The following is a 15,603-nucleotide window of genomic DNA, read 5'->3' on the forward strand; positions in this document are numbered from 1 at the left end:
TGCTTCTGGGTTTAGTTTAAGGTCGTATCGTACGGTAAATCACCGGATTGCCCGTCAACGCCACCGCGCTGATGGCATACGCTTGCTGGATTTCCCTGACGGCTTGCTGCGCCGCCGCTTCCGTGCGCGCGTGCACCATGGCCAGCGGCTGGCCAACGGCCACTTGCTCGCCCAGGCTCACGAGGTCCGTCAGGCCGACGGCGAAATCGATGCTGTCGGTCGGACGGCGGCGGCCACCGCCCAGGGCCACGACGGCCAGGCCGATGGCGCGGCAATCGCGCACGTTGGCAAAACCGGCCGACAGCGCCGGTGCCGGCACGATGAATGGCGCTGTTTCCAGGTGCTTGTCCGGATGCTCGACGATATCCGCCGGGCCGCCCAGGGCGGACACCATGCGCGAGAAACGCTCGGCCGCTTCGCCCGAATCGAGGGCCGCCGTCAATTTCACGCGCGCTTCCTCTTCGGTGGCGGCCAGGCCGCCCAGCACCAGCATCTCGGCGCACAGCGCCAGGGTCACTTCATGCAGACGCGCGGGACGCGAACGGCCCGTCAGGTAATCCATGGCGCCGCGCACTTCCAGCACATTGCCCGCGTACGGCGCCAGCGATTCGTTCATGTCCGTCAGAATGGCCGACGTCTGCATGCCCGCGCCATTGCCGACGGCGACGATGCTCTCGGCCAGTTCCACCGATTTGTCGTAGGTCGGCATGAAGGCGCCCGAACCCACTTTCACGTCCATCACCAGCGCGTCCAGGCCGGCCGAGAGTTTCTTCGACAGGATGGAGCCGGTGATCATGGCCACCGACTCCACCGTGGCGGTGACGTCGCGGATGCTGTAGAAACGCTTGTCGGCCGGCGCCAGCTGCGCCGTCTGGCCGATGATGGCCACGCCGATCTCCTGCACCACCTTGCGGAACAGTGCATTGTCCGGCACCGTGCAGTAGCCGGGAATGGCGTCGAACTTGTCCAGGGTGCCGCCCGTGTGGCCCAGGCCGCGGCCCGAGATCATCGGCACGTAACCGCCGCACGCGGCGACCATGGGACCCAGCAGCAGGGAGACGACGTCGCCCACGCCGCCCGTCGAATGCTTGTCGACGACGGGACCGGGCAGGTTCAACGAGCGCCAGTCCAGCACCTGGCCGGAATCGCGCATGGCCAGGGTGAACGCCACGCGCTCGTCCATGTTCATGTCGTTGAAATAGACGGCCATGCCCAGCGCCGCGATCTGTCCTTCGCTGACGCTGCCGTCAGTGATGCCACGCACGAAAAACTGAATTTCCTCGGCGCTCAGCACGCCCTTGTCGCGCTTTTTGCGGATGATTTCCTGGGTTAAAAACATGGTTTAACTCCGATCATAATAAATTTGGGGTCAGTCCCTGCGGTTCTGACCCCAGCTTTGTAACGCTAGTTGCTTATCAGACGCCGTAAGGAATCCACACGTTTTTCACTTGCGACGCATGCGCCAGCACGGCACGACCACCGCTTTGCGCGGCGCTGTACCAGTCGCGGCCCTTGGCGCCGCCGACCCAGGTGCGCTTCAGGGTGCCGGCTGACAGGCGCTCAACTTCCGCGCAACCTTCAGCGGAACCGTCATGGCGCCAGACGGCGTCGATGTCGGCGTGCGTGGCTAGGGTGCGCGCCAGTTCATCGGCGTTGCCGCTGATGATGTTGACGACGCCGCCCGGCAAGTCGGACGTGTCGAACACCTGGTACAGGTCCAGCGCGGAAAGCGGATGCGCTTCCGATGGCACCACCACCACGCGGTTGCCCAGCGCGATGGCCGGGGCGACGAGCGAAATGAAGCCGAGCAAAGGCGCTTCGTTCGGGCAGACGATGCCGATCACACCGACCGCTTCGTTCAGCGCCACGGTGATGCCCTTGGTTGGCGGCTGGTGCGCCAGGCCGTCGTATTTATCAGCCCAGGCGGCGTAGTAGAACAGGCGTTCGATCGATGCCTGCACTTCCTTCTCGGGGTTTTTACTGCCCGTCATGGCGGCGATGCGGGCGGCGAATTCGTCGGCGCGCGCTGCCAGGTTTTCGGCGATGTAGTACAGCACTTGCGCGCGGTTGTGCGCCGTGGCGCCGGTCCAGCCGGACGCTTTATGGGCAGCTTCGACGGCATTGCGGATATCCTTGCGGCTGCCCACGCCCACTTCGGCCAGCAGGGCGCCGTTCGCGCCAAACACCGGGGTGCTGTAGGCGCTGTCAGGGCGCGCCTGCTTGCCGCCAATGTACATCTTGACCGTGCGGTCAATGGCGAACGGATCGGCTGGCGCCGGTTTCGCATTGCCCTTGGCTTTCGCTTCCACCACCGGCAAGGCCGGGCGCGCATCTTCGGCCAGGGCCGTCATGTATTCCAGCATGCCTTCGCGGCCGCCTTCACGGCCGAAGCCCGATTCGCGGTAGCCGCCGAAACCGCACGCGGCGTCGAACTGGTTGGCGCTGTTGATCCACACCACGCCTGCCTTGATGGCGGGAGCGATATCGAGGGCCAGGCTGATCGACTCGGTCCACACGCTGGCGGCCAGGCCGTACACCGTGTTGTTCGCCAGCTGCACCGCTTCGGGCGGCGTGCGGAAGCTCATGGCCACCAGCACGGGGCCGAAGATTTCAGCCTGTGCGACGGCGGCCGAGGTCGACGCGCCCGTGATCAGGGTCGGCGGGAACCACGAGCCGTCAGCCGGCAATTCGCACGCCGGCTGCCACACGTCGCAGCCTTCGGCGCGGGCAGAATCGACCAGCGCGGCGATGCGCTGGTGCTGCACGGGGTCGACCAGCGCGCCCACGTCCATCGATTTGTCCAGCGGCGAGCCGAGGCGCAGGTTTTCCATGCGGGCGCGTACCTTGTTCAGGAAGCGCTCCTGGATCGATTCCTGCACCAGCAGGCGCGAACCGGCGCAGCACACCTGGCCCTGGTTGAACCAGATCGAATCGACCAGGCCTTCCACGGCCCCGTCCAGGTCCGCGTCTTCAAAGACGATGAACGGCGACTTGCCGCCCAGCTCCAAGGACAGCTTCTTGCCGCTGCCGGCCGTCGCTTCACGAATCAGGCGGCCCACTTCCGTGGAGCCCGTAAACGCGATCTTGTCGACGCCAGGATGGTTGACGATGGCCGAGCCCACTCTGCCGTCGCCGGTGACGATATTGACGACGCCAGCCGGCACGCCTGCCTGCACGCACAATTCGGCGAACAGCATGGCGGTCAGCGACGTGAATTCGGCCGGCTTGAAGACGACCGTGTTACCGGCCGCCAGGGCCGGGGCGATTTTCCACGACAGCATCAGCAGGGGGAAATTCCATGGCACGATCTGGCCCACCACGCCCACGGCGCGGTAGTCGGCGAATTCTTCCGACTGCAGCTGCGCCCAGCCGGCGTGATGATAAAAATGGCGCGCGGCCAGCGGCAAGTCGATATCGCGCGTTTCGCGGATGGTCTTGCCGTTGTCCAGGGTTTCGAGCACGGCGAACAGGCGCGAATGCTTTTGCAGCAGACGGGCCAGCGCGTACATGACTTTGGCGCGGCCGTGGCCGCCCATGCCTTGCCAGACGGGCAGCGCGCGGCGCGCCGCTTCGACGGCCCGTTCGACGTCCGCGTCGGTCGCTTGCGTCAGTTCGGCCAGCTGCGTGCCATCGGCAGGATTGGTCGAGGCGAACAGTTCCGCCGGCGTGCTCCAGGCATTGTCGATGAACAAACCGAATGTGCGCTGGTGGCCATCGAGCCACGCTTGCGCTTCTTTTTGACTTTCGGGAGCAGGGCCGTAGTCCATAGTATTGAGAATCTCGTTAATTGTTGGCATGACGATTGTTCTTTAAGGTTGTGCGTGACGATGATTGGCCGAGTAGCTGCCGGTGACGTAGTGCTCAAGCTGGCGCTCGATGTCGGTCAGCAGGCTGGAAGCGCCGATGCGGAACAGGTGCGGCTGCAGCCATTCGTTGCCCAGTTCTTCCTTCATCAGGGTCAGGTATTGCAGCGCGCTCTTGGCCGAGCTGACGCCGCCGGCCGGCTTGAAGCCCACCTGGAAGCCCGTCTGCTCGTGGTATTCGCGGATCGTGCGCACCATCGTCAGGGCCACGGGAATGGTGGCGTTCACGCCCTCTTTACCGGTGGAGGTCTTAATGAAATCGGCGCCGGCCATCATGCAGACCCACGACGCCTTGGCCACGTTTTCCATGGTCAGCAAGTCGCCCGTGGCGAGAATCGCCTTCACGTGGGCTTCGCCGCACGCCTTGCGGTAGGCGAGCATTTCGTCGTACAGCACTTGCCAGTTGCCGTTCAGGACGTGCTGGCGCGTGATGACGATATCGATCTCGGAAGCGCCGGCGGCGACGGACAGCTCGATCTCGCGCAGCTTCGTTTCCATGCTCGTCAGGCCGGCCGGGAAACCCGTCGACACGGCGGCGATGGGCAAGCGGCCCTGGATGACTTTCACGGCAGGCTGGATCATCTCGTGGTACACGCACACGGCGCCGGTGCTCAATTGCGTCAGGCCCAGTGCATCCATCAGGTCGGCGCGCAGCGGGCGCATGGCTTTCATGCACAGGCGTTCCACACGGCCGGGCGTATCGTCGCCGCCCAGGGTGGTCAGGTCGATCATCTGGATGGCTTTGACCAGCCAGGCGGCCTGGTATTCCTTTTTCACCGTACGGCGGTTCGCCAGGCTGGCCGCGCGGCGGTCCGTCGCGGCGCGGTTGACGCGGATCTGGTTGATCCAGCCCAGGTCGAGGCCAACGGCCTCATTACGCTTGAATTCGGGGTGCATGAGTGTCATAACAAGCTGGTTCCATTAGCAAGTGGTGGTACGCCAAGGTGTTTGGCGAGGGTTTGGCCAATATCGGAGAACGACTCGGAAATACCCAGTGCGCGCGGGGCGACGCCGGGACCGAAGAAGATCATCGGTATGTGTTCGCGGGTGTGGTCGGAGCCGTGCCAGGTCGGGTCGCAGCCATGGTCGGCGGTGATCACGACCAGGTCGCCTTCCTTGAGCTTGGCCATGAATTCCGGCAGGCGACCATCCATTTCGCGCAGCGCGTCGGCATAGCCTTCGACATTGCGGCGGTGGCCGAAAGCCTGGTCGAAATCGACGAAGTTCACGAAGGTGAGCGACTTGTCCTGCACTTCATCGGCCGTCTTCAACAGCGCTTCGAACAGCGCCATGTTGTCGACGCCCTTGACGACGCGCGAGATTCCCTGGGTAGCGAAAATGTCGCTGATCTTGCCCAGGCCGACGACTTCGCCGCCCGCATTCTTGACGTGGTCGAGCAGGGTCTTGCTTGGCGGCGCGACGGCGTAGTCGTGGCGGTTGGACGTGCGCGTGTAGTTGCCATTGCTGCCGGTGAACGGGCGGGCGATGACGCGGCCGATGTTGTACGGCTCGACCAGCTTGAAGGCCATTTCGCACACTTCGTACAGACGCTCGAGGCCAAACGATTCTTCATGCGCGGCGATCTGCATCACCGAGTCGCCCGAGGTATAGATAATCAGCTTGCCGGTGGCGACGTGCTCGTCGCCATGCTTGTTGATGATGTCCGTGCCCGAGGCATGGCAGTCGCCGAGGAAGCCCGGCACGCCCGACATGGCTTTGAGCTTGTCGGTCAGGTCGGCCGGGAACGACGGCGTGGTGCGGGGGAAATATCCCCAGTCGAATTCGACGGGCACGCCGGCGATTTCCCAGTGGCCGCTCTGCGTGTCCTTGCCGGTGGAGCGCTCGCGCGCCGCGCCGTAGGCGCCGGTAAAACCGTCGCGCTGGTCGAAGCCCGTGGCCCATTCGCCGCTGGCCAGGTGGGCGGCGGCGCCCAGGCCCAGGCGTTCCATGTTCGGGAGTTTCAAGGTCTTGCCGCTTTTGGCGACAGTGCTGGCAATGTGGCCAAAGGTATTGGCACCTGCGTCGCCATACTTGGCGGCGTCTGGCGTCGCGCCAAGGCCGAAGGAATCAAGCAGGAGGATAAATGCGCGTGACATGATAAGGCTCGCTTTATGGAGTGATGCGGGATGATGCGAACAGTGTAGGCCGGATTTTCCCGGCCTGCCGCGCGGCAGCGCCAGTAGATGGCGCGCCGCTACTGCGTCAAGAAAAGTGCTTAGGCTTGCGGTTTGGTGGCCACGGTGGCCAGGAAGGCCAGGATCAGCTTGACCAGGTCTTTCGCGCCGATGGCCGCGTATTTCAGGGTTTGTTCGTGCGACAGGGCGAATGGCGACATGCCTTCGGCCAGGTTGGTAATGACGGACACGCCCACCACTTTCAGGTCGCAATGGCGGGCCGAGACCACTTCCGGCACCACGGACATGCCGACCGTGTCGGCGCCCAGGCGGGCCATCATGCGGATTTCGGCGGCCGTCTCGAAGTTCGGACCAGGGTAGGCGACGAACACGCCTTCATGCAGGGTGATGCCGTTCGAAGCGGCCGTGTCCTTGACCAGATTGCGCAGGTCCGCATCGTAGGCGTTGGCCATGCTGAAGAAGCGCGGACCGAAGCGGTCATCGTTCGGGCCGACCATCGGCGTGCCTGGCAGCAGGTTGATGTGGTCGCTGATGGCCACCAGGCTGCCGGCGTCCACTTCAGGGCGCAGGGAGCCGGCGGCGTTGGTGACGAACAGCATTTCGCAGCCCAGCAGTTTCAGGGTGCGGATGGCGCTCGTCATCACGCCCATGCCATAGCCTTCATAGAAGTGGCCACGGCCCTTCATGCAGACGACGGCGACGCCCGACAGGGTGCCGATCACCAGTTCGCCGGCATGGCCGTGCACGGTGCTGATCGGGAAGCCTGGCAATTCGTCAAAGCTGATGCTGACGGCGTCCGTCATCTGCTCGGCCAACACGCCCAGGCCGGAGCCGAGGATCATCGCCACGCGCGGCTTGAAATTTTCAGGAGCGCGGGCACGGATGATTTCGGCGGCGTGGAAAGGGGTGTTGTTCGACATGGTTATCCTCTGATTGACTAATGATGATGGGTTGCTGCCTGCGCGACGGTGTACGAAAAGTATCGCCCAGGTATCGGGTATGTATGGGTATGTATGGTGTTACAGGTATATCGAAATGCGTATTGCCTCTATTTGCCGCCACTATGCATCAAACGGAATATGTATGGCAAATACCATTTTTCTTGCCCATTTATACAATTCAAATATAAATCGCCGATATTATAGTCGAGGCATGCCCAGGCCCGCCATGCCCGGGAAATCCGTGCATACAAGCTCCATACGAAGGTTTTTCGCATGCACTTGACACGCGCTTGACATCATAAAGACAAATGTTTACAGTTCCAGACAAATGTTTAAACCTCAGCGAAAACCCTGTGACCGATACCAATAAAAAAGACCAGCTGTACACGCTGATCCGCAACAACCCTTTCATCTCGCAGCAAGACCTGGCGAGCGAGCTGGGCTTGTCGCGCTCGGCCGTCGCCGGCCACATCGCCGGATTGATCCGCGAGCGGCGCCTGCTGGGACGCGCCTACGTGCTGCCCGACAGCCGCCCCGTGCTGTGCATAGGCGCCGCCAACCTCGACCGCAAGATGCGCACCCTGGCGACCTTGCAGATGGGCACATCGAATCCCGTGCGTTCGGAAGAAGTGTTTGGCGGCGTGGGCCGCAACATCGCGGAAAACCTCGCACGCCTGGCTATCCCCGTGGCCCTGCTGACGGCGCTGGGCGACGACGCGGCCGGCCACGCCCTGCAAACGCACGCGGAAGACGCGGGCATCGACATGCGCGGCAGCTTGCATCTGAGTAACACCAGCAGCGGCACGTACACGGCCGTGCTCGACGAACATGGCGAAATGCTGCTGGCGATGGCCAACATGCAACTCTATGAACAGCTGACACCGGCTTTTCTGCACAGCCGCCAGCCACAGCGCGCCGCCGCCGCCCTCACCGTCTGCGACCTGAACCTGGGCCACGACAGCGTGCAGGCCCTGCTGGCCGACGCGCGCCAGGATGCGACGCACGCGACGCCGCTCGTCATCGTCGCCGTCTCGCAGCCGAAGATGGCGCACCTGCCGCAAGACCTGACGGGCTTGCATCTGCTGATCCTGAACCGGGGCGAACTGGAAACGCGCGTGGCGCGGGCCTTGCCCACGGCAACCGATCTGCGCGCCGCCTGCCGCGAAGTGCAGCGCCAGGGCGCACGCCAGGTGATCGTCACCTGCGGCGGCGAAGGCGTGTACTTCACGGATGGCGACAGCCTGGACGCCCCCATCGTGCATCTGGCCGCGCGCGAAGTGGACGCCGTCGACGTGACGGGCGCCGGCGACGCGTTTTCCGCCGCCGTCTGCTGGTCGCTCTACCACGACAGCAGCGATTTGAAACTAGCGTGCCGGCGCGGCCTGAAGCTGGCCGCCATGACACTGGAATCGGCTGCCACCGTCTCGCCCCAGATTTCCGCCGGCGCGCTCGACAACATTGACGACGCCGACCTGGCGCCGCCTCCCCCTACCCTCTTTCAACAGGACTGAACCATGACCCAATTACAGAATTTCCTCTTGTTCTCGCAAGAAGTGCTCGACGCGCGCGCCGCCGGCAAGGCCATCGTGGCGCTGGAATCGACCATCATTTCGCACGGCATGCCGTATCCACAAAACGTGGAAATGGCGCGCGAAGTGGAGCAGATCATCCGTGACGGCGGCGCCGTGCCGGCCACCATCGCCATCATCGGCGGCAAGATCTGCGTGGGCCTGTCGCCCGAGCAACTGGAACTGCTGGGCACCTCGCCCGACGCCATGAAGGTCAGCCGCCGCGACCTGCCGTTCGTCCTGTCGCAGGGTAAACTGGGCGCCACCACCGTGGCCGCCACCATGATCTGCGCGGAACTGGCCGGTATTGCCGTGTTCGTCACGGGCGGCATCGGCGGCGTGCACCGCGGCGCGGAAACGAGCTTCGATATTTCCGCCGACTTGCAGGAACTGGCGCAAACCTCGGTGGCCGTCGTCTGCGCGGGCGTCAAATCCATCCTCGACATCGGCCTGACCCTGGAATACCTGGAAACCCACGGCGTGCCCGTCATCAGCGTGGGCCAGGAAGGTTTTCCCGCCTTCTTTACGCGCGAAAGCGGCTTCAAGGCCGATTTCCGCCTCGATACGGCCGCCGAACAGGCCGCCTTCATCGGCACCAAGTGGCAGCTGGGCTTGAAGGGCGGCGTGATCGTCAGCAACCCCGTGCCGGCCGCGCAAGCGATGCCGAAGGAAGAGATCGATGCGATCACGGCGCAAGCGCTGCAGGAAGCGGACGCGGGCGGCGTGAAAGGCAAACAAGTCACGCCATTCCTGTTGTCGCGCATCAAGCAACTGACGAATGGCCGCAGCCTGGCGACGAATATCGCGCTGGTCAAGCACAATGCCCAAGTCGGCACCGCGCTGGCCATTGCCATGCAGGCAGTCGTGGCACGATAATAGGACTGCTGTAAAGAAGCGCGCGGCCCTCAGGTTCGCGCGCCGTTCCCGCTTAGGTTCCCGCTTAGCATCAGGTAATGCAAGGAAAGCATGTCCATCGATCTGAAACAGTTAAAGTATTTTCTTGCCGTTGCCGAGGAGAAAAGCTTCAGCCGCGCCGCCGAGCGCCTGCATATCTCGCAGCCGCCGTTGAGCCAGCAGATCATGAAACTGGAAAGCGAACTGGGCGTGCGCCTGTTTGCGCGCACCACGCGCACCTTCGAGCTGACCGTGGCGGGCAAGGCGCTGATGAACGAGGCGGCCGACCTGCTGGCCAAGATGCGCATGACCATCGACACCATCCGCCAGATCGACCGCGGCGAAGTGGGCCGCTTGCGCGTGGGCATCGTCGGCTCGGCCATGTGGGGCCCCATCCCCAGCTTGCTGGAAGAATTCCAGACCAAATTTCCCCGCGTCACCTGGACCATCCATGAGTTCGGTCCCACAGTCCAATATGAAGCGCTGCGCGCCAAGCAGATCGACGTGGGCTTCTGGCGCGAACCCAAGCTCAACGACGACGACTTGCGTCACGATAATCTGCGCCAGGAACTGTGCTTCCGCGAAAACGTCTGCGTGGCCGTCAATGAACATCATCCGCTGGCGAAAAACACGTCCATCGAGCTGATCGACATCGCCCACGAGCCGATGCTGACCCTGAACCTCGACAAATCCGCGTTTCCCCGCTACCTGGTGCAATGCTGCATCAACGCCGGTTTCGAACCCGTGATCTTCCAGGAAGCAAGCGAACCGCAGACCCTGCTGGCCATGGTGGGCGCGGGCCTGGGCGTGACCCTGGTGCCGGAAACGACGAGCCGCATCGGCTGGCCCGGCGTCGTGTTTCTGCCGATCAAGACGAATCCCCCATCGGCCAACCTGTACATCAGCTACACGACGCTGGACGACGCTCCCGTCGTGCGGGCCTTCCTGAATATCCTCAATCCCCCCGCCGTCTAATCGGCGGCACCACCTATTTATATGCCCTGCATATAAATACATAAACAAAAACGTATTTGTCATACATATCTGGCATGATGCATAGTGATTCGGACGCCCATCGCGGCGCCGGTCCCGTGCTTGCCCTGCCCGTCATCTGACGGCGCATCCCAGCCCGCTCCGGCAGCCCCATTCGATGTTGTACCTATAAAAGAGACGGGGCGCGACTGTTGCATGAGCATCACACTGACGGCATGAAAGCAGAAGAGGTCAGCAATGATCTTGTGCAATACAGTGCAATGTTGATAAGGAATTATCACCTCGTGCATCAAAAACAGGCTAAATCGGCCCCAAATTATATGTTTCACCTATAAAAAATATACAATATCGATCTTCCAGGAGCCAATTCATGAAACTTACACAATTTAGTTTGACGATCGCAGCCGTATTTTTGACTGCTCAAGCGTCCGCGGCTACCCCAAAACTGGGTGTCGTGTATGACGCGGGCGGCAAGTTCGACAAGTCGTTCAACCAATCCGCTTTCGAAGGCGCATCGCGCTTCAAAAAAGACACGGGCATTTCCTTCATCGAAGTGCAGGCATCGAGCGATACGCAGGCTGAACAAGTCATGCGTGGCCTGGCCCGCAAGAAACTCGACATGATCGCCGCCATCGGCTTTGCGCAAACGCAAGCCGTGCAAAAGGTCGCCAAGGAATTCCCGAACGTGAAATTCGTGCTGATCGACGGCCAGGCCGCCGGCAGCAACGTCAATTCCGTCGTCTTCAAGGAAGAAGAAGGCTCCTACCTGGTGGGCGTGGCTGCAGCCATGGCCAGCAAGAGCAAGAAAGTCGGCTTCATCGGCGGCATCGATATTCCATTGATCCGCAACTTCGCCTGCGGCTACGCGCAAGGCGCGAAGGCCGTCAATCCGAAGACGGAAATCACGCAAAACATGGTCGGCACCACGTCCGGCGCCTGGAATGACCCGGCCAAGGGTGGCGAACTGGCCCGCTCGCAATTCGAGCGCGGCGTCGATGTCGTCTTCGCCGTCGCTGGCGGCAGCGGCATGGGCACCCTGCAAATGGCCAAGGAAAAAGGCAAGCTGGCCATCGGCGTCGATTCGAACCAGAATCATCTGTATCCAGGCAGCATCCTGACCTCGATGGTCAAGCGCGTCGACAACACGGTCTATGACAGCTTCATGCAAGTCAAGAACGGCACCTGGAAGGGCGGCGTCAGCTATAAAGGCTTGAAAGAAGGCGGCGTGGATTGGGCGCTCGATGCGAACAACCGCAAGCTGATCACGCCGGAAATCGAAAAGCGCGTGTTGGGTGCGCGTAAGGACATTATCGATGGCAAGATCAAAGTGATCGATTACCGCGTCGGCAGCAGCTGCCCGGTTTAATTTTTCTCCGTATCTTTTAGCGCGCCGCCGGGGCCAGTCTCCGCGCGGCGCGTTTCCATGAAACTATCCAGTTATGAACCTATGCAGCCAGCAGTAGAATTTCGCAGCATTTCCAAGCAGTTTGGACATGTGAAGGCGAACGCCGACGTCAGTTTCTCCATCGCCAAGGGCAGTATCCATGGCCTGGTGGGGGAAAACGGCGCCGGCAAATCGACCTTGATGAGCATCCTGTACGGGTATTACCGTGCCGACGGCGGAGAAATCCTGCTCGACGGAAAAGTACAGCCTATCCGCAACAGCCAGGAAGCGATCAACCTCGGCATCGGCATGGTGCACCAGCATTTCATGCTGGTCGAGAACTTCACCGTCCTCGACAATATCATGCTGGGCACGGAAGGCGGTTTTCGCCTGGCCAGCCACCGCACGGAAGCGGAAGCGAAATTGCGCGAAATTTGCGCGCGCTACCGCCTCGACGTCGACCCGCTGGCGAAGATTGAAGACCTTTCCGTCGGGGCGCAGCAGCGCGTGGAAATCCTCAAGCAGATTTACCGCAGCGCCAATATCCTGATCCTCGACGAGCCGACGGCCGTGCTGACGGCGCAGGAAACGGCCTCGCTGTTTGAAATCCTGCGCCTGTTCAAGGAACAAGGCAAGACCATCATCCTGATCACGCACAAGCTGCAAGAGATCCTTGAAATCACCGACAACGTCACCGTCATGCGCGGCGGCACGGTGGTGGGCGCCGTGGCGACGGCCGGCACCTCGAAAGAGGAACTGGCCAACATGATGGTCGGCCGCCCCATCCAGAGCCACTTGCCCCGTGCACCGTACAATCCGGGCGCCACGGTGCTGGAAGTGGACGGTCTGCAACTGGCCGACGAGCAACAGGTGAAACTGCTGGCCGACATCGGTTTCAACTTGCGCGCCGGCGAAATCGTCGCCATCGCGGGCGTCTCCGGCAATGGCCAGAGCGAACTGCTGGAAATCCTCTCGGGCATGCGCTTGCCCACCTCGGGCAAGCTGCGTTTTCTCGACAAGGACTTGCCGTTTGCCAAACGCCACGATGCCGACGGCTTGCCGCTGGCCTTCCGCGAGCTGGGCATTGCCCACATTCCGGAAGACCGCTTGCGCGATGGCGTAGTAAAGAATTTCTCCGTCATGCAAAACACCATCCTTGGTTACCAGGATCACCTGAAAAACCGCTGGGGCCTGTTCAACTTCAAGGCCATCGGCGCCCGCTGCGCGGAACTGCTGAAAACCTTCGACGTGCGCCCGGCCAATCCGGACCTGCGCATCGGCTTGTTGTCGGGCGGTAACCAGCAAAAGGTGGTGATCGCGCGCGAAGTGCTGGCCAAGCCGAAGCTGATGCTGGTGGGGCAACCCACGCGCGGCGTCGACATCGGCACCATCGAAAGCATCCATACGCAATTGCTGGCCCTGCGCGACGCGGGCGTGGCGATCCTGCTGGTGTCGGTCGAACTGGAAGAAGTGCGGGCGCTGGCCGACCGCATTCTCGTCATGTGCGGCGGACGCATCACCGGCGAACTGAAAATTGAAGAATTCGATACCACCCGCATCGGTCTGTTGATGGGGGGAATGCATAAATCATGAATAACGACTTGCCACGCTGGGCGACAGCCTTTGTCATGCCCATGTTAAACCTGCTGTCGGCCTTGCTGGTCGCCGCCCTGGTGATTTATATGCTGGGCGAAGACCCGGCCGAATCGCTGTCGATCCTGATCCACAGCGCCATCCTCAATCCGGAAGGCTTGAGCTACACCCTGTTCTACGCCAGCACCTTCATTTTCACGGGCCTGTCGGTCTCCGTGGCGATGCAGGCCGGGCTGTTCAATATCGGTTCCGAAGGCCAGATGTATATCGGCGGCCTGGGCTTGACGGTGGCCATGCTGGCCTTCGACCAGACCCTGCCCGCCTGGCTCTTGATTCCAGCGGCCATGATAGGCGCGGCCCTGTTCGGCGCGCTGTGGGGTTTCCTGCCCGGCTACCTGCAAGCGAAGCGCGGCAGCCACATCGTCGTCACCACCATCATGTTCAACTTCATCGCCGCCAGCCTGATGAACTTCGTGATCGTGAAATACCTGATCCCACCGGGCGAGCAGAACACGGCCAGCCGCGTGTTTGCGGAAAGCGGCGAAATGCCGCGCTTAAGTACCTGGTTCCCATCCTTGGGCGACACGCCGCTGAACATCAGTTTTATTTTGGCGATCGCCGCGCTGGTGATCTACGGCGTGATGGTGTGGCGCTCGTCGTGGGGCTTCAAGCTGCGCGCCACGGGTCTTAACAAGCACGCGGCCCACTATGCGGGCGTGTCGATCAGCAAGATGATCATCATCGTCATGCTGATCTCGGGCGCGCTGGCGGGCCTGGGTTCCGTCAATTCCATCATGGGTTCGACGCATTATCTGTCGCTCAACTTTGTTGGCGGCGCCGGCTTCATCGGCATCGCCATCGCCCTGATGGGCCGCCAGCATCCGGTCGGCATCTTCCTGTCGGCCGTGCTGTTCGGCGCGTTGATCCAGGGTGGTTTCGACCTGTCGCTGGAAAAACCGAATATCCCGACGGAAACTTTCATTTTCATCCAGGGCTTGATCATCCTGTTCTGCGGCGCCATGGAAAACTTCTACGCACCGGCCATTTCCGCCCTGCTCAAGCGCACCAAAGGCTAACACCATGACACTCGACGACTTTCAATTCGCCAGCATCCTGGTATCGACCGTGCGCAATGCGCCCGTCCTGATCTTTGCAGCCATGGCCGGCCTGTTCGCCGAACGCAGCGGCATGATCGACATCGGCCTGGAAGGCAAGATCCTGGCCAGCGCGTTTGCTTCCGCCGCCGTGGCCTACACGACGCAAAACCCGTATTACGGCATGGCTGCCGGCATGCTCGTGTGCGTCGCCCTGGCCCTGCTGCAGGCCTACGTCAGCATCACGCAAAAGGGCAACCAGCTGGTGGCCGGCATGGCGATCAATATCGCCATGAGCGGACTGACGTTCGTGCTGGCGCAATTTTTCTTCCAGCAAGGCGGCCGCACGCCCGACCTCGGTTCGGCGCGCCTGTTCGACGTGGTCCTGCCGGGCACACAGTACGTGGAACACATTCCCTTCATCGGCTGGGTGTATGCCCATTTGATCGGCGGCCACTCCATCCTCGTCTACGTGGCCTTCCTGTTGATTCCGCTCGTGCACTGGTTGCTGTACCACACGCGCTTCGGCCTGCGCCTGCGCGCCTGCGGCGAAAACCCGCATGCGGCTGACTCGGCCGGCGTGAGCGTGGAAGCGACGCGCTACCTGGCCATGCTGGTGGCCGGCGTCCTGTGTTCGTTCTCGGGCGCCTACCTGGCCATCGTGCAAAGCGGCTTCTTCCTGCGCGACATGTCGGCCGGCGCCGGCTATCTGGCCCTGACGGCCATGGTGTTCGGCAACTGGCGTCCCGTCTACACTTTCCTTGGCTGCCTGATGTTCGGCTTCTTCGCCGCCATCCAGATTCAAATTGAAGGCGTGGATCTGCCCGTCGTGGGCCGTATCCCCGGCTCCTTGATCCAGATGGTGCCGTATGTCGTTACCGTGATCGTGCTGGCGGGCTTGATGGCGAAATCCATCGCGCCGAAAGCGATCGGCATTCCATTCGTCAAGTCCCGCTAAGTTTCTGCGAGCGCTGACAAAAAGCGAAGCTCACGGGCTTCGCTTTTTTACGCCTGAAGAATTGTGTCCAGCGAGAAAAACACGGGCAGCCCCAGGCTGCGCGCCACTTCCACCATCTGGTCGGCGCCCTGGGAAGCGCCGCCAATACGCAGTACGGCATCGCAATGACTCAATAAACGC

General features: G+C 62.0%; 12 protein-coding genes. 7 read left to right on the top strand and 5 right to left on the bottom strand.

The window, feature by feature from the left end; all coding sequences use genetic code 11:
- Positions 1 to 16: 16 nt before the first annotated feature.
- The 5 genes from deoA to xapA form a co-directional block, all read right to left on the bottom strand.
- Positions 17 to 1,339 (bottom strand): thymidine phosphorylase, encoded by a 1,323-nt coding sequence (deoA, locus tag KO539_RS20185; protein ID WP_219311167.1) that lies wholly within the window; start codon positions 1,337 to 1,339, stop codon positions 17 to 19.
- A 76-nt stretch (positions 1,340 to 1,415) separates the two neighbouring features.
- Positions 1,416 to 3,797, bottom strand: a complete 2,382-nt coding sequence (locus KO539_RS20190; RefSeq protein WP_374106464.1) for an aldehyde dehydrogenase family protein — start codon at positions 3,795 to 3,797, stop codon at positions 1,416 to 1,418.
- A 12-nt stretch (positions 3,798 to 3,809) separates the two neighbouring features.
- Complete coding sequence (gene deoC / locus KO539_RS20195; protein ID WP_034785577.1) at positions 3,810 to 4,769, bottom strand: deoxyribose-phosphate aldolase; 960 nt, start codon at positions 4,767 to 4,769, stop codon at positions 3,810 to 3,812.
- On the bottom strand, positions 4,766 to 5,959 hold the full coding sequence (locus tag KO539_RS20200; protein WP_219311169.1) for a phosphopentomutase: 1,194 nt from the start codon (positions 5,957 to 5,959) through the stop codon (positions 4,766 to 4,768). Before KO539_RS20200 ends, deoC begins: the two co-directional genes overlap by 4 nt.
- Before the next feature lie 119 nt (positions 5,960 to 6,078).
- Positions 6,079 to 6,918 (bottom strand): xanthosine phosphorylase, encoded by an 840-nt coding sequence (gene xapA / locus KO539_RS20205; protein ID WP_128140502.1) that lies wholly within the window; start codon positions 6,916 to 6,918, stop codon positions 6,079 to 6,081.
- A 374-nt stretch (positions 6,919 to 7,292) separates the two neighbouring features.
- On the opposite strand from xapA, the gene KO539_RS20210 reads away from it, so the two are divergent.
- The 7 genes from KO539_RS20210 (at position 7,293) to KO539_RS20240 (ending at position 15,423) form a co-directional block, all read left to right on the top strand.
- Positions 7,293 to 8,450, top strand: coding sequence for a carbohydrate kinase (locus KO539_RS20210; protein WP_219311171.1), 1,158 nt, complete (start codon positions 7,293 to 7,295; stop codon positions 8,448 to 8,450).
- A 3-nt stretch (positions 8,451 to 8,453) separates the two neighbouring features.
- Positions 8,454 to 9,383, top strand: coding sequence for a pseudouridine-5'-phosphate glycosidase (locus tag KO539_RS20215; RefSeq protein WP_219311173.1), 930 nt, complete (start codon positions 8,454 to 8,456; stop codon positions 9,381 to 9,383).
- A 90-nt stretch (positions 9,384 to 9,473) separates the two neighbouring features.
- The gene (locus KO539_RS20220) at positions 9,474 to 10,376 is read left to right on the top strand and encodes a LysR family transcriptional regulator (RefSeq protein WP_219311175.1); all 903 of its coding nucleotides are present in this window, start codon (positions 9,474 to 9,476) and stop codon (positions 10,374 to 10,376) included.
- Positions 10,377 to 10,764: 388 nt separating this feature from the next.
- Positions 10,765 to 11,760, top strand: a complete 996-nt coding sequence (locus tag KO539_RS20225) for a BMP family protein (protein ID WP_035824980.1) — start codon at positions 10,765 to 10,767, stop codon at positions 11,758 to 11,760.
- A gap of 81 nt (positions 11,761 to 11,841) precedes the next feature.
- On the top strand, positions 11,842 to 13,371 hold the full coding sequence (locus KO539_RS20230) for an ABC transporter ATP-binding protein (protein WP_035824977.1): 1,530 nt from the start codon (positions 11,842 to 11,844) through the stop codon (positions 13,369 to 13,371).
- The gene (locus tag KO539_RS20235) at positions 13,368 to 14,447 is read left to right on the top strand and encodes an ABC transporter permease (RefSeq protein ID WP_219311177.1); all 1,080 of its coding nucleotides are present in this window, start codon (positions 13,368 to 13,370) and stop codon (positions 14,445 to 14,447) included. The genes KO539_RS20230 and KO539_RS20235 overlap by 4 nt, the downstream gene beginning before the upstream one ends.
- A gap of 4 nt (positions 14,448 to 14,451) precedes the next feature.
- Complete coding sequence (locus KO539_RS20240) at positions 14,452 to 15,423, top strand: ABC transporter permease (RefSeq protein WP_219311179.1); 972 nt, start codon at positions 14,452 to 14,454, stop codon at positions 15,421 to 15,423.
- Positions 15,424 to 15,603: the final 180 nt, after the last annotated feature.

This window comes from Janthinobacterium sp. NKUCC06_STL (genome assembly GCF_019345455.1).
In the GTDB taxonomy this organism is placed as follows: Bacteria; Pseudomonadota; Gammaproteobacteria; order Burkholderiales; family Burkholderiaceae_D; genus Janthinobacterium; species Janthinobacterium rivuli.